This is a genomic window from Treponema sp. OMZ 855, assembly GCF_024181145.1.
Lineage (GTDB): Bacteria > Spirochaetota > Spirochaetia > Treponematales > Treponemataceae > Treponema.
On sequence record NZ_CP051194.1, the window covers coordinates 1,874,149 to 1,890,255 of the forward strand.

Below are 16,107 nucleotides of genomic sequence, written 5' to 3' on the forward strand. Positions count from 1 at the left end.
ATGAGTATAGGTGATATTGCTGATGATATCAGCGGAAACGGAAAAACAATTGTTATTACATCGTTGGTGATGCTCATCGTTTTTGTTGCGGTTTCGACGCTGGTCTTTTTTATTTCGTTAAAAAGTGCCGAGCAAGTGATGGTACCGAATGTTGTCGGTAAAGATTTACCCGAAGCGCTGCTCGATTTGCAGGCGCGTGAGCTCTATCCGCGCATTCAGCTCCGCTATTCTCAAAAAGCAGATGAGAAGGGGCTTATCCTTGAGCAGGATCCCAGCCCGGGGGCTATCGTCAAAGGCGGCAAACGGATCGAGCTGGTGGTAAGCCAAGGGACTGTCATCGATACGGTACAGAACTATATCGGAGAGAACATCGAAGATGTACAAAATCGGATACGGGAGTTGTTTACCTCCGGCAGCCGCCAATACCTCCAGATTAAACAGCCGTATTTGACAAAATACAGCGCCGAACCCGCAGGAACCATCCTTGAGCAGGAACCCGCAGCGGGAACTCCGATTGCGAATAATATGGAGCTGACCTTTGTGGTAAGCAAGGGAACGCAAGCAGAAACAACCCAAGTTCCCAATATGGCCGGCGCCGATCTAAAAAAAATATATCAGGTAATGCAGAGAGCTGCGGTAACTTTTGCCTTTACAGCAGGCAGCACAACGGGAACGGATATTACCGTACAACAGCAAAGCGCCGCAGCACAGAGCGAAGTTCCGGTATTTTCTCCGGTAACACTGACCGTTTCCCTGCCGGAACCGGCAGACGGCATGGTGTCCGGTATCCTCAAAACAACACTGGCAGAGTTCCCCTACCCCTTTACCGTTTCGCTCTATGCGGCGTATCCCAACGGGGATAAGGATCTCCTTACCTCATTCCGGCATCCGGGCGGCGCATATTCCGTACCGTACACCGTTCCGGAAGGAACAAAGCTGTCGCTGGAAGTGCTCAACAAAGAGGTCTACACCGAAACGGTAGGCGCAAATACGGCGGAATAAACGGGAGTGAGGCTTTGAGTTGAACACTAAGCATTAGACCGCTGCCGATTTTACGCCCGCGTTGCAGATATAGCCCAGTTCGTACTTGTGTCCGTTAAAGTAACGGTACATCTTGGAGAACATTACTCTGTTTTCTTTCTTGAGTGCACACCGGATAATATGCAGCGTATTCCACAAGCCTTCATCTCGGAGCAAACCGCGGGGGCTGAGCAGGGTCATCATTCCGCATTTCTGTGTTACGGTAAATCCGTTCCGGAAAAAAAGGCTCTTCCACCCCTCGGCATCGAGCGGCTCGACGTTTACGTTAATAGTCTTGCTTAGACCCATTCTGAGTTCCTTTTGCTGTGCCGCGTCTTTAACGGTAAAAAAAACATCCTGTGTTACTACTCTACCGCCCGGTTTAAGCACACGGAAATACTCTTTGAGAGCTTTGTCTTTGCGGTCGCCCACCAGCATGGTCAGCATTGCTTCATTGATAATAACATCAAAACTATTATCTTCAAACGGTAATGCCGTTGCATCTCCGTGTATCAGCGTAAGTTTCTCTTGTAGATTATTTTTTTCGATATTGGCTTTCGCATTTTGTAAGGCATTTTCATCAAGATCGACACCTGTAACGGCACATCCGAATCTCTGTGCCAACTGAATCATGGTGCGCCCTCTATTGCACGCAACCTCAAGAACCTTTGTCTCCTGTGTTATTGCAGCCTGATCAATCAGCCATTCGGTAGCTTCAATACCGCCCGGACGGAGCGTCGTTTTACCGATTCTTGCTAAAAAAACATGTCCAGCTTCGTACATCATAATCTCCTACAGAAAGTTTTATAGAGAAGGACACCTCTACACCTCGATTGTTAATTGAGAGATGCCCTTTTCCTTTTGTACGATCTTACTATTCGCGAATCAGCAGCAACGCCATTTTAAATTTACCCACTGCTTTTACATAGTGTCTGCCGTCTTTATCGAACTTGAAGTTTTCACCTTCATGTATGCGGTATTCCTTGCCTTCATAACCGATGATAGCTTCACCGTCAAGCCCGAATACAATTGCTTCCCCGGGAGCTGCATGGGGCTGCAGCTCCGTACCCGCATCAAACGACATCAGCACAAATTTTGTTTTTTTGTCATCAACAAGATCCATGCTGACGATATTTGCTTCCTTGTATGGAAGCAATTCTTTTAAGACAAAAAGCTCTCCGCCTTTCAAAATTTTGTTCATAGAACACTCCTTATTGAATATGATTTCCGAATATATACATCCGCCGCTGCTTTGTATGCCGACCGGAATATTTTCCGGCACCACAAACAGCTCGCCGTACTGCAGCGGCTGAGTATGCTCACTAAGATAGATAACATCTGCACTCCCTTGCTCTATCTTCCAAAGCTTAGGATAGTTATAAGTTTCGGGGCTGATATTGGTCTCCGCTGCAATAGAAAACACTGACATGCTGCACATACTGCCTTGCAATACCGCCTCTGACGTTGTACACCCCACTATCGGTTTATGCTCTTCTGCAATGGAAAATATTCGTTTTTCTTTCATCTTATTTCCTTTCAAGTTCATAAATATCCATATAGTCAAATTCCCGGTATGTCTGCTCTGCACCGAGGGCAGTCTTCAAATACATTTCCTTATCCCTAACCGAGGTACTAAACATATAGTTATACCCTTGCTCAAAAAAGTAATCGGGGCAAAGCTCGCAACTCGGTCCGTACAAGCCTACAATTTCCGCATTGGTTCCCGCTTGCCGCAATGTCGTATATGAATTATTCACAATAGTGCTGCCTGACATAATGATAATATCAAGCGTACTGAGTATATCGCAAAAATCAGCGGCATTATGTCCAAGATGCCATTGTATGCCTTCCGGAAACCGATGCAGCCCGTTTTTATAGTGATAACTTAGAATTGTTTCCGGTTTCCGTAAATCAAACACATGAAATTCTTTACAGCGGTTCAAAAAACGGTTGATATAAACACCGAACCCGATAAGTCCGACCTTTTTTCCTTCCGTTTGATACCGGAATTGCAGACCTTCCGTCCTCACAATGCTGCGCTTCGCCAAAAGTTCCGCCGTATTGAGCGGCTTACTCATCAAACTGCTTAAGCTTACGATGAGATTCCGTAGATGAGGATCATGCTGTTTAAGCAGCAGTTCGATACATACGTCTACCGGCTTACCGTAAAGCTCCGCTGCAATTTTCGCATATTGTTCAGGGCTTATATTTTCTTCAACACGCAGCGCAAGGCTTATATGTGAGTTGGTATCAGCTGTCATCATCCAGCGGAAGCCTGTAATAAGCTCATCAAAAACCGGCAGCGGTAAGCCGAATCTTTTATACAACGCACGGTTTATATCCAAAATAGCCTTTAAATCTTCCATACATTACTTATACCGAATTTATCCGTTTACCGTCTGTTGCCGGCGCAACAAAAACTTGATCTGTTTCCCCTCAATTGTGATAATACCTTCGCGCTGCATACGGCTCAACTCCCGCGATACCGCACTTCTATCAGCGCAAATAAACTGTGCCAGTTTTTCCCGCGTAAACGGGATCGTAAAAGCATGAGAGTGCTGCGAGTCATGCATTACATTCAGGTAAAACAGCAGTTTATCACGGAGTGTCGGCTGTGAAAGAAGCTGAATTTTCAGATTCAGATATACTGCCTCACGTGCAACTTCCCTGAGGATATTCTCTAAAACAGTCATCTTATACGGACAGGTTCGGCACGTCTTATTTTGTGCAGACGGCACTTTGATAAACAGCACCTTTGATTTTTGAGCACTTACCATACGTAAAAATGGATTTGTCAGCCCTAAACAACTGAGTTCTGCGCCGAACAGGTCTCCCCTTTGCACTTGCTTAAGCAGTATGATCTTCCCATCAACACCGATTTGTTCTACATGAATGCAGCCGGTAATCACAATGCCTGCGTAAGGGATAGTATCAGCTATAGGATGTACTTCCTGCCCGCTTTCAAGTAACCGATAAAATCCGTGAAGGCAGGAAACAGCTTTATCAATTTCTTGAGCAGGGATACCTTTAAATACCGCAGAATGTGCTAAAAAAGCTGTACAAAAATTAAGCATTTTTTCCTTCTTTGTTGCAACGGCAACAGAATACATGGTTAGTTTATGCTAACTTTTTTCCAATGTCAACAATGATCAAAAAAGAGAACCGGCGGCTGTATCCCGTTTTATTTGGATGTCTCTTGTTTTTAGCACCGCTTATTGCGATGGCAATCAGCCTCTGCATCGGACGATATTCGGTACCGGTAAGCGGAGCTGTCCGCGCTATTGCACAGCTCATTGTCCATAAAAGTATTGCTCTGGCAAAAGACAATATCGAAGCTCAAATTATCATCGGTATTAGACTGCCCCGCATCCTGTTAGGGCTGCTCTGCGGCTGTGCATTGGCAAGTGCCGGAGCAGGGTTACAAGCGCTGCTTTCCAATCCTCTGGTTTCACCCGATACGCTGGGAGTTGCCTCAGGTGCAAGTTTCGGTGCCGCACTGGCACTGCTGGCAGATCAACGCCTGCTGATTGTACAGCTCAGTGCCCTTGTTTTCGGCATTCTTGCCCTATACCTTACCTATCAAGCAGGAAAAATAAAGCAGCAGAACTCCATTGTTATGCTGGTGTTAGCAGGCGTTGTGGTGTCTGCGCTATTCCAGGCAATGGTATCGCTCATTAAATACACGGCAGATTCTGAAGAAAAACTCCCGACAATTACCTATTGGCTGCTTGGGAGTCTGAATAATGCCACATGGAAAGGTTTAGCCGTAGGAGCGCCGATTATTGTAACAGGAACGGTAATCTTAATCCTTGCACGGTGGAAATGCAATATCCTTACCTTATCTGATGATGAAGCAAAGTCTATGGGGATCGATCTCCGAAAAATACGCTTACTGATCATTATCGCATCGGCGGCGGTTATTGCTTCCAGTGTTTCTATGTGCGGACAAATCGGCTGGGTAGGGCTCGTGGTGCCTCATGTATGCCGGATGCTCTTCGGAAGTGATAACCGGCGGGTTATTCCTGCAAGCGCCAGCATCGGTGCTGTGTTCATGCTGCTGTTAGATACAGTCGCCCGCAGTGCAACGCAGTCGGAAATTCCCCTTTCCATTCTGACAGCCCTTGTAGGAGCTCCTTTCTTTATCATACTGCTAAAACGGACGGGAGGCGGCTGGAAGTGATATTCGCGGTTCATAATGGGACATTTGCATTTAAAGGCGGCGCACCGGTTTTACGGGATGTTTCTTTTTCGATAGAGAGCGGGCAGATATTATCCATCCTTGGCCCCAACGGTATCGGAAAAACAACGTTGCTCCGCTGCATGATGGGGATGCTGCAATGGAATTCCGGTACCAGTACGGTTGACGGACAGAATATTGTAGAAATTCCTACACAACAGCTGTGGAGGCGTATTGCCTATGTTCCGCAGGCAAAATATCTCCCCTTTGCTTTTACCGTAGAGGAGATGATTCTATTGGGACGCAGTGTACACATCGGATTGTTCGGCGTGCCGGGCGAAAAGGATAGACAATACTGTGAAGAAGCGATGGAAGCAGTAGGCATTTCCCATTTACGCGGCAAGTATTGCAACCGTTTAAGCGGCGGGGAGCTGCAAATGGTGCTGATCGCCCGGGCACTGTGCAGCAAGCCGGAGATGCTGGTGCTGGATGAACCTGAATCAAACTTGGATTTCCGAAACCAGCTTATCATTTTGGAAACGGTTCACCGGCTTGCAAAAGTTGACGGCTTATGCTGCGTATTCAACACCCATTACCCCGCCCATGCCCTGCGTATTTCCGACAAGTCGCTCATTCTCTCCCGCAGCGGAGAAAGTATATTCGGGCAATCGGAGACGGTTATTAACGCAGAGATAATGGAAGATGTTTTTCAGGTGCACGTTGATATTCTTCAGGCTTCGCATAAAGGGATACCGTACAGCGCTGTAACGGCGGTATCTTTAGCGAAATAAAACAATTACTTACCAGAAGGAGTGTAAGGTATGAAAAAACTACTAATAACAGTATTGTTTTTTTCTATTGTGTTGGGCGGTGTCTACGGCGCCGGTAAAAAAGATGAACCGGCAAAGACAGCCGGAACCGCGGCGATGAGTGCTGCAGAAGGAACTCACACGGTTGTAGACTTTAAGGGAAATTCGGTAGAGGTTCCCAATAAGATCGAACGAATCGTTGTATTAGGTCCACTGCCGGCACCGACGGTTCTAACCGTGTTTCAGCAAGGTAAAACGAGTAACATTGTCGGTGTATCCCCCGATTCCGTCAATGGGGCAAAGTACAGCATATTTTCGAAATATGCCCCGGACTTCCAAAATATTTCCTCTTCGTTTTATACCGGCGGAAAGCTCAACTTGGAAGAGCTGATTAAGCTCAAACCGGATGTTGTCTTTTATATGGATGCATCGGTTGCGGATCCTCTCCGGCAAGCAGGGATTGCTGCTGTAGCCTTAGCGCATCCGAGTACCGGATGGGATGCAAGCCCGCTTGTAACCCTTAAATCGTGGATGGATACAATGGCTCAAACACTGCAAATGGAAAGCCCTGCTCAACAGATTATTGCCTACGGCGAACAAGTTGAAAAGGAAATTAAAGCACGAATTGCAAAACATCCGCTCTCTTCTCCGAATAAGATTCTGTTTATCAGTAAGTATTCGGACACAACCATCGCCTCTGCCGGAAAAAAATCGTTCGGGCAATACTGGGCGAACTTGCTGGGCGGAATAAACCTTGGAGGGAAGGCAACTCAGGGTGCTATCAATATGGAACAAATATATGAATGGCAGCCTGATCAGGTCTTTATCTTAACCTTTTCCGATAAGACACCGGATAATTTATACAACAACACTGCAGCTCCCGGACATGATTGGAGCGGTATAAATGCCGTTAAAAACCGGCAAGTCTTTAAGTTTCCGTTTGGAATGCACCGCTGGTGGCCGCCCACAACCGATACTCCGCTTGCTATGTGGTGGTTTGCGAAAACAGCCCGACCCGACCTTTTCGGCGATATCGATATGAATCAAAAAATAAAAGAATATTATAAACAATTCTATAATATGACGCTTACCGATGCCGATGTAGAATGGATTTTACATCCCCGCACAGAGACAAAGCGGCAGTATTTTTAATTCAGTAGTACGGATCGTTTAATCCCCCTGCATTCCGTGTCGGGGGATATTGAAGTCTATACCGAAACGGTGGGGGTAGGAGAGTAAGCATTCACTCCAAATACCGCAAGCCTATTATTCAGCCGCTTGAACTTAGGCAGATTACCGAATAGCCAGCCGCGGAATGTGTATTTGATCATTTCCAGATTAAAGCTTTCTTCTTTAAGCAGCTTCAGCTTTGGGCACAGCGCTTCAAGCTCATGCCCGTTATCAATACCCCACCGGAATACCGCACCGGTATGTTTAACGGTATCGTGGTGCTTCGAGAATCCTGCTGCGGCTCTACACATCAGCTCAGTGATAATCTGTGCTTCTGGAAAAAAGTCTGCAATAATGTCAAAGGTCTCTTTAACCTCGGCTTCCGTCAGATACATGAGAAGCCCTTCTATTATGATCAATACATAAGAGGGTTCCTTGTAGTTACCGGAACTCTTTACCGCGGTAACCCATGCAGTATCAAGTACGGATCCGATGAGCATCTTTCTCCGATCGGTATCGGAGAAGAACTGACGCCGTACCGCCATGCTGTCGGCAAGGTCAAGATCGAACCAGCGGATAGTTCCGTTATCGACACGGGAGAATCGGTCATCAAGTCCGCACGCAAGATTCAGTACGGTGCAATCAGGATGCGCTGCAATAAAAGAGGCAGCTTCCCGGTCAAACATAATCGTGCGTGCAATAACTCCCTCATGGCTCATAAATTTGTCGTATTTTGAAGTATCGCACTGCAAGGTCTCAAGAATTTTTACAGCGGTATAATCTTTAATCCTCGCATTTTTCCGCTGAGTCTCAGTTGCTTTTATCGTAACCGGTATCAGCATCGTCTCTTGTATAGCACCTAATTGCAGAGGCGGAGTATGCTTTTGTTCATTCATCATCATATCCTTTTATAGTTTTGAGAGATGTCCTATAGATAGGCATTCGTGTATCTAAAAATAACAGTTATCCTACGCTAACTTTTTACCAATGTCAAGAATAAAAAAATGCCGATTAATTCGTTTCTGAATTAACCGGCGTTTCAAGGCTTTAACAAGAATTGCTGGGACAGAGATTCCTTACGCTTGCCCGTTCAGCTGTAAGTATATTTGATCGGCAAGACCGAGCCCTGCGTTTTTGGTCATCGTGCGGGACAGCTCTTCGTACATCATGTCGTCGTACATTTGGCCGGCAAAGCTTTCTTTTCCGGCAAGAGTATTTTTGCCTAAGGTGCTCCGCATAGAGTCGAGCATGATTTTGACAAAGTAGGATTCAAGCTCAAGTGCTTGCTGATACAGTTCGGAGGTTTTATCGATAGTGGCCTTTGCACCGGAGTGCTGTGCCGCAGAAACGGCACCCATACCTTTAGGTTGTGCCGCGCGGTCTGCATCGGTAGGATTAACGATTTCAAATGAGCTTAGATACTCACCCGGCAGCCGCGTCGAAAGATTTGAATGAGCGGATTCCTTCGCTGTAGAAAAGCGTGCGGATTCGGTCTTTAAAGAATCAAGCAACTGAGAAAAGCTCTGCGTGTTTTTTGCAGTATGTTTGTTCGCCGGATGCTGTGATGAGATATGGTTATTGTGCTGCACTGCGCTGATCATAGTTGTGCTCCTTTCAATCAGGGCAACCGTACCAGACTGTTTTTTTTAACAGCCCGCAGAATAATAGAGGCTGTTCAACCAGAGTTGAACCTCGCGGTTCAAATGCTTGCCCAACCTCTATTATTCTGCGATTTTTATTTACTCGGTCTGATGCGGTTGCCCGTTTTCTACAATAAAAAAATATGCGAAATTTCAGAAAAATTTCGCACAAAAGGAATACTACCGCTTTAAGCCGACTGCGGTGCCGAGCATATTATCGCTGGTTTGGATGGCTTTCGAGTTAAATTCATAAGCACGCTGTGCGACAATCATGTTGACCATTTCGCTGACGGTAGAGACGTTCGACATTTCCAAAAATTTATGCTCGGTTTTGCCGAATCCGTTAAAGCCGGGGCGCCCTGCGATAGCCTGACCCGATGCCGGAGTTTGCCGGAACAAATTGCTTCCTTGAGCGGAAAGTCCGACCGGATTCTGAAAGCGGTACAGCTCAATCTGACCTACTTCTACCGGATCATCCTGCTCCCCTACCCGCACCGATACCCGGCCGTCTTGGCTGATTGCGATTGTGTGCGGAAGATAGTTTTCCGGGAAAATAATTTCCGGCAAACAGCGGAGTCCGTTTGAGGTTACCAACTGCCGGTCGGCATCGATTTTAAAGGAACCGTCCCGTGTATAGGCATAGGTGCCGTCATATTGCAGCACACGGAAAAAGCCCTCTCCTGCGATAGCCACATCGGTAGAAACACCTGTGTTCTGCAGCGACCCTTGTTCAAAATTCCGCTGCGTTGCGGCGAGCTTTGCACCGTGCCCCATCTCCACGCCGACAGGTGTAATCGTATCTTCGGTTGCAGGCGTTCCCGCTGCCCGAATGGTCTGATACAGCAGGTCTTCAAATTCTGCTCGCTGCTTTTTAAAACCGCTGGTATTCACGTTTGCAAGGTTGTTTGCAACCGTATCGATATTTGCTTGCTGACTATTCATGCCGGTTGCGGCTGTCCATAAACTTCTTACCATCTTATTCTCCTACTTCTCCTACGCTATTTTACTTTCGCAACCTCGTTCCAAAGTTTACTCATCATCGTATCTTCGGATTGAATTGTCTTTTGATTTGCTTCATACGCACGGTTAACTTCGATCATGCGTACCATCTCGTTGACTACCTTAATATTTGAAGCTTCGACAAAGCCTTGTACCACAACGGGACGGTCGCCTCCCTCCGCAGCGATAGCAGGCCCCGACACGGGTGTATCAAGATAAAAACTGGAACCGTGCTTTTTCAGATAGCGGTCATTTTCAAAGGTAACGATTTTAAGCCGGTCGGTCAGCGTTGCATCCGAATCAGGTTCGGTCATCGGCCGCGCATGAACCTCCCCGTTTTGATTCACTTTGTATTCTTTATCCTGTAAAAAGATACGGCCGTTTTCCCCAAGGACGGGATAGCCTTCTTTGGTCATCAAATAGCCTTCAACGCCGACGGTAAAGTTTCCGTTGCGGGTATACCGTTCACCGTAAGGGGTTTCCACGCAAAAAAAGCCCTTGCCTTCAAGCGCGAGATCGGAGGCGGCATTGGTCTGCTTTAAGGAACCCTGCTCAAACTCGGTAAAGATTTCATTCAGCTCCACCCCAAGGCCGAGCTTTCCGATAATGGGTGCAATGTCTGAGGAACCGAAGGGATTTTTAACAACGCCGTCATCATTTAAGCGCCGTATCAGTAATTCGGGGAAATTTTTATGGGTCGCAACGTCCCGTTTATAGCTTGTCGTATCGGCATTTGCTAAATTCTGAGCGATAACGTCCAACTGTTTTTGCTGAGCGTTCATACCGCTTGCCGCAGTGTACCAACCTCTAATCATAAGAACCTCTCTACTCAATATCGGCACAAGGGGAAAAATATGAAGAGGTTTTTATTGAAGCAATTATAATTGGAAGTTTAGTGATTCCATCGCACTATCGTATGCATGTACCGGAGGCGAAATCCGCGTCGGTGATGAGCGAGTAGGCATAGCCCTGTTCCGCAAGGAATTTTTGACGGTGGTCGGCGCATTCTTCTTCGACGGAATGGCGGGTTACCAGCGTGTAAAAAAACGAATCGCGCTCTTTAGGGCGAAGAATGCGTCCGAGCCGCTGGGCTTCCTCCTGCCTGCTTCCAAAGGTTCCGGAAATTTGAATCGCTACGGAAGCGTCCGGCAAATCGATTGCGAAATTCGCTACCTTGGAAACCACCAGTACGGAAATATCGCCCGCTCTGAATGAGTCGTACAACACTTCCCGTTCGGCATTCGGCGTTTTTCCGGTAATGAGCGGGGCATGCACCGCTTCGGCTATTTTTTTCAGCTGTGTAATGTATTGTCCGATAATCAAAATTTGGTCGTCGGTATGCCGTGCAAGCAGCTGCCGAACAATTTCGTTTTTTGCTTCGTTCTCACTCGCAATCCGGTGCTTTTCGCGCAAGGGGGCGGCGGCATACTCAATCTCTTTAGAGACTGGCAAGGGGATGCGTATTTCCGTACAATAGGCGTGGGCAATCCAGCCCTTTTCTTCCAGCTCCTTCCACGGCACGTCATAGCGCTTCGGACCGACGAGACTAAACACATCCCCCTCGCAGCCGTCCTCTCTGATCAGCGTTGCCGTTAAGCCGAGCCGCCTAATCACTTGCAGCTCCGCGGTAATGCGGAACACCGGAGCCGGAAGTAGATGCACCTCGTCATAGATAATCAAGCCCCAGTTCCGTTGGCGGAATAGCTTAAAATGAGGGAACTCCGATTCGGTGTCCGGCCGCCATGTTAAAATTTGATAGGTCGCCACGGTAACGGGCTTAATCTCTTTGGTATCGCTTGAATAAATACCGATGCTGTCGGGTTCCAGTCCGGTTTTATCGATTAACTCGCGCTTCCACTGATGCACCGCGGCGGTGTTAGTGGTTAGAATCAATGTATCAGTGTTCAGCATAGACATAACCAACATACCGACAATCGTCTTACCTGCACCGCACGGCAGCACAATCGTACCGAAGCCTGTTCCCGGCCCCTTATCGCCGGTAAATGCTTCCGCCGCTTCCCGCTGATAGTCGCGGATGATAAAATCCTTTTCTTTTTTTGTCTGCGTACGTAAATCAACCGCAAGCGGCGCACCGTCTTTCAATGGAACCTCATCGCGCACCGGCCAGCCCATTTTCAGCAGCGCCTGTTTTACCGTACCGCGGTTCAAAAGCGCAATTAAAAACGAACGCGGTTTTTCCGCCGCAACCAGATACTTTGCAAGCTTCGGCGAAGCTTTTAATTCCTGATATATCCGATCGTTTTCCGCCGTCAAATACAAAAACGAATCATCTTCACACTCGGTTAGTTTAATCTTTCCGTACCTGCTGAACGTTTCTTCCACCCAACCGAGTACGGCAGGCGGAATATCAAAACGGGAAAACCGTTTGAGCGTTTCCGTAATCTTTTCGGCAGTGAAACCTGCGCTTGCGGCATTCCATAATGACAAGCCGGTTAAGCGGTAGGTATGCAAGTGTTCGGGAGATTTTTCAAGTTCTGCAAAGGGGATAAGTGCAAAGCGCGCATCCGTTGCTTCCGGCGCATGAACGTCGAGCAATATAGAGCGGTCGCCTTGAATGATAAGCGGTTTTAATGAAGCGGACATAACGGATAATTTTACGCTATCCTTCACGTTTAGTCAAATCGGTCTTTTGAAAATAGACGGCGTATCTACTGCGTCGCTCGTTCAGTGAAGTACGTCCGTGTACTTCGCTGAACATAAGTTTGACCGGTGTCAAATGGATTATCTTCGCTGTGCTGCTTGTTTTTCCGCTGCCATTGCATTGCGTAAAATGGTATATATTCGGCTCTGATACCCCTTACCGTATGATTTAAGCCATACAATAATGTCCGAATCAAGACGGATTGAAAGCGGTTTTTTATTGGACGATACATTTTAAAAAACTCTTCTTGTGTTAGCTCCAGAATATCAGATGTATCAATCGGTTGTTCAGCAAGTGTTTTTAACTGTTCTATCCGCTGTTGTGTAAGCATACTTTTAGCTTCCGAAAGTGTCATTGACTGCATCATAATATAACTCTTTTTCATTGTCCCATTCAAACAACCCATCATCCATACTTAATGGTATATACATTTTAGTCATTTGTCAAGTGTATATTTTTTAGAGGTTTTCCTTAGATTTAATTTGCGATGTAAAAAATTTTAAATAGACAGCAGGCTGTAAGTTTGATAAAATGTGTTCTGAAAAAGTTACGGTTATCATGTATCTCTCAAAACTCCGTTCTTTTTTCATCACTATTTATCAGAAGGAGATGATATGAACTATTTTGTTCTCATCGGCATTGCGATTATCATCGTCGGTTTTATTTTAAAACTTGACGTTGTCGCAGTCGTATTAATTTCCGGTCTCGTTACCGGATTAATTGCAAAAATGGGACTGGTTGAAGTGCTCAATGCAATTGGAACGGGATTTGTCAATAACCGTTATATGAGCTTATTTTTTATTTCGTTCCCTGTTATCGCCATTATGGAACGCTACGGTTTAAAATTGCGTGCGGCGGAATGTATCAAAAAGATTAAGGGTGCAAGCGCCGGTATGGTTATTTGGCTCTACATTGTAATCAGAACGATCGCCTCCGCTTTTTCAATTCGGTTGGGCGGGCATGTTCAGTTTATCCGTCCGCTCATTTTGCCGATGGCTGAGGGAGCCGCACGGAAGAGTATCAAACTGACTGACGAAGATATTGAAAAAATCAAAGGGCTTGCCGGCGCTTCCGAAAATTATGGAAACTTCTTCGGGCAAAACATATTTCCCGTTGCATCCGGTGTTCTGTTGATTACCGGCACCTTGAAGGAACAGGGGCTTGATATCAGCAATATCGATGTCGCAAAGTATTCCATTTTAGCGGGTGTTGCGATGGTGCTCATCGCGCTTGTCCAGTGTTGGCTGTTCGAAAAGCACTTAAGAAAAGGGGAGAAATGCGATGTTTAGTTTTATCCATTCTCACAGCATGATTATCGACGAAATTATCTACGGCCTCTGCGGTCTTGTTTCCATTATCACCGCATTCATCTCATTAAAAGATAAAAAGAATCCGATCGGGACATTCTTGTTCTGGAGTATCTTAGGTTTATTGTTCATGTTCGGCAAAGTCATTGTACTGAACATTCCGAACGGCGGAGCCATTATCGGCGGATTATTAATTCTGCTGGGCATCCTCACTTTAACAAAACAAGTAAAGATTGCAGACATCCCGACTGCCGAAAAAGAAGAGGTAGAAAAAAATTCGCAAAAGGTCGGCAATAAGATTTTTATTCCGGCGGTTTTAATCGGCGTTGTAGCAATGCTATTGGCGCAGGTCAAAAGTTTTAACATTTCGCTTGGAACCAATGCTGCCGGTAAGACAATCATCTTCGGTTTTTCAACCGCTCAGGTCGTCGGCGCTGCATCGATTATCGCCTTGATTTTCGCGGTGGTGTTGGCAAAACCGACATTAAAAAATACCGTCAACGATACTTCAAAGATGCTGATGCAAGTCGGCTCCTCCAGCTTACTTCCGCAATTACTCGGCGTTTTAGGAGCGATATTCGCAACTGCCGGTATCGGTAAAATCATCGGCCAGTTTGCAAGCGGTATTGTGCCGCAAGGAGTACCCATTCTCGGTGTTATCGCATACTGCCTCGGCATGGTAATCTTTACGATGATTATGGGTAACGCATTTGCCGCCTTTACCGTCATTACCATCGGCGTCGGCGTTCCCTTTGTTATTATGCAAGGCGGAAATCCGGCAGTTGTCGGTGCACTCGGTATGACCTGCGGATACTGCGGCACACTTTTAACGCCAATGGCGGCGAACTTCAACATCGTTCCCGCAGCAATTTTGGAAACCGAAAATAAATACACGCTTATTAAAACGCAAGCTTTTATGTCGGTTGCCTTGATCATCGTGCACATCATCTTGATGTCAATCTTCGCCTTTTAGGAGCCATGATGAAAATTTTAGTTACCGGATTTGATCCCTTCGGCGGAGAAAAAATCAACCCCGCCCTGGAAACAATTAAGCGATTGCCTGATACCATTTTAGGCGCGCAGATTATCAAACTTGAAATTCCGACTGTTGTAGGAAAATCTTTAGCAAAGATAAAAGAAGCGGTCGAGAAAGAAAATCCCGATGTGGTGTTAAGCATCGGACAGGCAGGCGGCAGATCTGAAATTACCGTAGAAAGAATCGGTATCAACATCGACGATTGCCGCATCCCCGATAACGAAGGGAATCAACCGATCGATGAACCGGTGATAAAAGGCGGCCCCGCTGCATATTTTGTTACCGTTCCGATAAAGGCTATCGTTGAAAACATAAAAGCGCATAAGATTCCCGCTTCAATTTCCAACACGGCAGGTACTTTTATCTGCAACCATGTCTGTTACGGTGTCGCGCACCTTGCGGCACAAAGGACGGCGGCAGGGAAACCGATGAAAAGCGGCTTTATCCATATTCCGTTCCTGCCCGAACAGGTAATCGGGAAACCGGCGCTTACGCCCTCGATGAGCTTGGAAACAATTGTCAGCGGCATTACCCACGCGCTTGAAGCCATCGTCGAACACGGTTCCGACATAAAGGTCTCGGGCGGAAAGATTTGCTAGCGGTTCGTACGGCATGAGTATTATCGAGCTGCTGATAACCGCATTTTTACCGGCATCGGCAGCAGTTTGTATTGCAATAAAAAAACATATTCCCGTTTATGCGCTTGCCGTCGTATTCTTTGCAGCAGCAGCGTCACTGCTTCCGGTGCTTGCGCTCCAGCATAGTGTGCATACTTTTTTAGATGCCGGTATTGCAAAACAATCGGAAGCGGTGCGGCTCTTGTTTTACAGCTTTATTACGGCAGCCTTGATAGAAGAAGACGTTAAAGCAGCGGCATTCGGTTTAACGGCCGCTATGGTTTTAAAAAAAAGATTCGGGATTACACAGAGTATGCTGCTTGGCGTATTCTTCGGCTTTGTCTTTAGCGGTTTTGAAAATATCTCGTATAGTTTGCGGTATTCCAACGTGCAGTTTTTCCGGCTTGTTACCGCCGCCCTATTACACGGGACGCTCGGCTGTTTTTATGCATCGATGATATCTACCGAAACAAAGCGGAAAGCTGCCTTCGTCTTTCTCGCAGCGGTTGTTCTTCACGGGCTTTATAACTTTTTTATTTCGCTGGGTGGCGGCTTCATACTCCCCGCAGCGGCAGTGCTCGGCATTGCCTGCTTATATGCAGTACGGCTTGTTACGCCTTCATGTCATTAATTAGAAACCTCTAAAAACCGCAGTTTTTAGAGGTTTCCC

At 46.5% G+C, this 16,107-nt stretch carries 18 protein-coding genes; 8 read left to right on the forward strand and 10 right to left on the reverse strand.

Annotated features, from left to right (window positions below; all coding sequences use genetic code 11):
• Entirely contained in the window at positions 1–1,002 is a 1,002-nt protein-coding gene (locus tag E4N65_RS08445) for a PASTA domain-containing protein (protein ID WP_044015526.1), read from the forward strand.
• Between the two features lie 33 nt (positions 1,003–1,035).
• Here E4N65_RS08445 and E4N65_RS08450 read toward each other — a convergent pair whose 3' ends face one another.
• The 4 genes from E4N65_RS08450 to E4N65_RS08465 form a co-directional block, all read right to left on the reverse strand.
• Positions 1,036–1,806, reverse strand: a complete 771-nt coding sequence (locus tag E4N65_RS08450) for a class I SAM-dependent methyltransferase (RefSeq protein ID WP_253672764.1) — start codon at positions 1,804–1,806, stop codon at positions 1,036–1,038.
• An 88-nt stretch (positions 1,807–1,894) separates the two neighbouring features.
• Positions 1,895–2,545 carry a cupin domain-containing protein gene (locus tag E4N65_RS08455; protein WP_253672766.1) on the reverse strand — a complete coding sequence of 217 codons (651 nt, stop codon included), beginning with the start codon at positions 2,543–2,545 and terminating at the stop codon, positions 1,895–1,897.
• Between the two features lies 1 nt (position 2,546).
• Positions 2,547–3,386, reverse strand: coding sequence for a Rossmann-like domain-containing protein (locus tag E4N65_RS08460; RefSeq protein WP_253672768.1), 840 nt, complete (start codon positions 3,384–3,386; stop codon positions 2,547–2,549).
• A gap of 18 nt (positions 3,387–3,404) precedes the next feature.
• On the reverse strand, positions 3,405–4,094 hold the full coding sequence (locus E4N65_RS08465; protein ID WP_253672770.1) for a Crp/Fnr family transcriptional regulator: 690 nt from the start codon (positions 4,092–4,094) through the stop codon (positions 3,405–3,407).
• A gap of 62 nt (positions 4,095–4,156) precedes the next feature.
• Between E4N65_RS08465 and E4N65_RS08470 the strand changes: the two genes are divergently transcribed.
• Genes E4N65_RS08470 through E4N65_RS08480 form a run of 3 tightly spaced genes read left to right on the forward strand, consistent with a single transcriptional unit; the run spans position 4,157 to position 7,158 of the window.
• Positions 4,157–5,200: a FecCD family ABC transporter permease gene (locus E4N65_RS08470; protein ID WP_253672772.1), complete on the forward strand. Its 1,044-nt coding sequence runs from the start codon at positions 4,157–4,159 to the stop codon at positions 5,198–5,200.
• Positions 5,197–5,988, forward strand: coding sequence for an ABC transporter ATP-binding protein (locus E4N65_RS08475; RefSeq protein ID WP_253672774.1), 792 nt, complete (start codon positions 5,197–5,199; stop codon positions 5,986–5,988). Before E4N65_RS08470 ends, E4N65_RS08475 begins: the two co-directional genes overlap by 4 nt.
• A 30-nt stretch (positions 5,989–6,018) precedes the next feature.
• Positions 6,019–7,158, forward strand: a complete 1,140-nt coding sequence (locus E4N65_RS08480; protein ID WP_253672776.1) for an ABC transporter substrate-binding protein — start codon at positions 6,019–6,021, stop codon at positions 7,156–7,158.
• A 56-nt stretch (positions 7,159–7,214) separates the two neighbouring features.
• Here the strand turns inward: E4N65_RS08480 and E4N65_RS08485 are convergent, their stop codons facing one another.
• The 6 genes from E4N65_RS08485 to E4N65_RS12220 form a co-directional block, all read right to left on the reverse strand.
• Positions 7,215–8,072, reverse strand: coding sequence for a class I SAM-dependent methyltransferase (locus E4N65_RS08485; protein ID WP_253672778.1), 858 nt, complete (start codon positions 8,070–8,072; stop codon positions 7,215–7,217).
• 180 nt (positions 8,073–8,252) lie between these two features.
• Positions 8,253–8,777, reverse strand: coding sequence for a rod-binding protein (locus E4N65_RS08490; RefSeq protein ID WP_253672780.1), 525 nt, complete (start codon positions 8,775–8,777; stop codon positions 8,253–8,255).
• A gap of 219 nt (positions 8,778–8,996) precedes the next feature.
• Positions 8,997–9,791 (reverse strand): flagellar basal-body rod protein FlgG, encoded by a 795-nt coding sequence (gene flgG / locus E4N65_RS08495; RefSeq protein ID WP_016524140.1) that lies wholly within the window; start codon positions 9,789–9,791, stop codon positions 8,997–8,999.
• Between the two features lie 23 nt (positions 9,792–9,814).
• Positions 9,815–10,630 carry a flagellar basal-body rod protein FlgF gene (gene flgF / locus E4N65_RS08500; RefSeq protein ID WP_044015511.1) on the reverse strand — a complete coding sequence of 272 codons (816 nt, stop codon included), beginning with the start codon at positions 10,628–10,630 and terminating at the stop codon, positions 9,815–9,817.
• A gap of 94 nt (positions 10,631–10,724) precedes the next feature.
• A complete protein-coding gene (locus tag E4N65_RS08505) occupies positions 10,725–12,419 on the reverse strand; it encodes a DNA repair helicase XPB (protein WP_253674821.1) in 1,695 nt (564 codons plus the stop codon).
• Between the two features lie 138 nt (positions 12,420–12,557).
• On the reverse strand, positions 12,558–12,680 hold the full coding sequence (locus E4N65_RS12220) for a BrnA antitoxin family protein (RefSeq protein WP_371921832.1): 123 nt from the start codon (positions 12,678–12,680) through the stop codon (positions 12,558–12,560).
• A 411-nt stretch (positions 12,681–13,091) separates the two neighbouring features.
• Here E4N65_RS12220 and E4N65_RS08515 point away from each other — a divergent pair, with 411 nt between their 5' ends.
• Genes E4N65_RS08515 through E4N65_RS08530 form a run of 4 tightly spaced genes read left to right on the forward strand, consistent with a single transcriptional unit; the run spans position 13,092 to position 16,068 of the window.
• Positions 13,092–13,766, forward strand: coding sequence for a DUF969 domain-containing protein (locus tag E4N65_RS08515; protein WP_253672784.1), 675 nt, complete (start codon positions 13,092–13,094; stop codon positions 13,764–13,766).
• Positions 13,759–14,757: a DUF979 domain-containing protein gene (locus tag E4N65_RS08520; RefSeq protein WP_253672786.1), complete on the forward strand. Its 999-nt coding sequence runs from the start codon at positions 13,759–13,761 to the stop codon at positions 14,755–14,757. The genes E4N65_RS08515 and E4N65_RS08520 overlap by 8 nt, the downstream gene beginning before the upstream one ends.
• Before the next feature lie 8 nt (positions 14,758–14,765).
• The gene (pcp, locus tag E4N65_RS08525) at positions 14,766–15,419 is read left to right on the forward strand and encodes a pyroglutamyl-peptidase I (protein ID WP_371921833.1); all 654 of its coding nucleotides are present in this window, start codon (positions 14,766–14,768) and stop codon (positions 15,417–15,419) included.
• A 13-nt stretch (positions 15,420–15,432) separates the two neighbouring features.
• Entirely contained in the window at positions 15,433–16,068 is a 636-nt protein-coding gene (locus tag E4N65_RS08530; protein ID WP_253672791.1) for a PrsW family glutamic-type intramembrane protease, read from the forward strand.
• Positions 16,069–16,107 lie beyond the last annotated feature (39 nt).

Coding starts and splice junctions, on each gene's coding strand:
- E4N65_RS08445 (WP_044015526.1), top strand. CDS start 1: ATGAGTATAGGTGATATTGCTGATGATATCAGCGGAAACGGAAAAACA.
- E4N65_RS08450 (WP_253672764.1), bottom strand. CDS start 1,806: ATGATGTACGAAGCTGGACATGTTTTTTTAGCAAGAATCGGTAAAACG.
- E4N65_RS08455 (WP_253672766.1), bottom strand. CDS start 2,545: ATGAAAGAAAAACGAATATTTTCCATTGCAGAAGAGCATAAACCGATA.
- E4N65_RS08460 (WP_253672768.1), bottom strand. CDS start 3,386: ATGGAAGATTTAAAGGCTATTTTGGATATAAACCGTGCGTTGTATAAA.
- E4N65_RS08465 (WP_253672770.1), bottom strand. CDS start 4,094: ATGCTTAATTTTTGTACAGCTTTTTTAGCACATTCTGCGGTATTTAAA.
- E4N65_RS08470 (WP_253672772.1), top strand. CDS start 4,157: ATGTCAACAATGATCAAAAAAGAGAACCGGCGGCTGTATCCCGTTTTA.
- E4N65_RS08480 (WP_253672776.1), top strand. CDS start 6,019: ATGAAAAAACTACTAATAACAGTATTGTTTTTTTCTATTGTGTTGGGC.
- E4N65_RS08485 (WP_253672778.1), bottom strand. CDS start 8,072: ATGAATGAACAAAAGCATACTCCGCCTCTGCAATTAGGTGCTATACAA.
- E4N65_RS08490 (WP_253672780.1), bottom strand. CDS start 8,777: ATGATCAGCGCAGTGCAGCACAATAACCATATCTCATCACAGCATCCG.
- flgG (WP_016524140.1), bottom strand. CDS start 9,791: ATGGTAAGAAGTTTATGGACAGCCGCAACCGGCATGAATAGTCAGCAA.
- flgF (WP_044015511.1), bottom strand. CDS start 10,630: ATGATTAGAGGTTGGTACACTGCGGCAAGCGGTATGAACGCTCAGCAA.
- E4N65_RS08505 (WP_253674821.1), bottom strand. CDS start 12,419: ATGTCCGCTTCATTAAAACCGCTTATCATTCAAGGCGACCGCTCTATA.
- E4N65_RS08515 (WP_253672784.1), top strand. CDS start 13,092: ATGAACTATTTTGTTCTCATCGGCATTGCGATTATCATCGTCGGTTTT.
- E4N65_RS08520 (WP_253672786.1), top strand. CDS start 13,759: ATGTTTAGTTTTATCCATTCTCACAGCATGATTATCGACGAAATTATC.
- pcp (WP_371921833.1), top strand. CDS start 14,766: ATGAAAATTTTAGTTACCGGATTTGATCCCTTCGGCGGAGAAAAAATC.
- E4N65_RS08530 (WP_253672791.1), top strand. CDS start 15,433: ATGAGTATTATCGAGCTGCTGATAACCGCATTTTTACCGGCATCGGCA.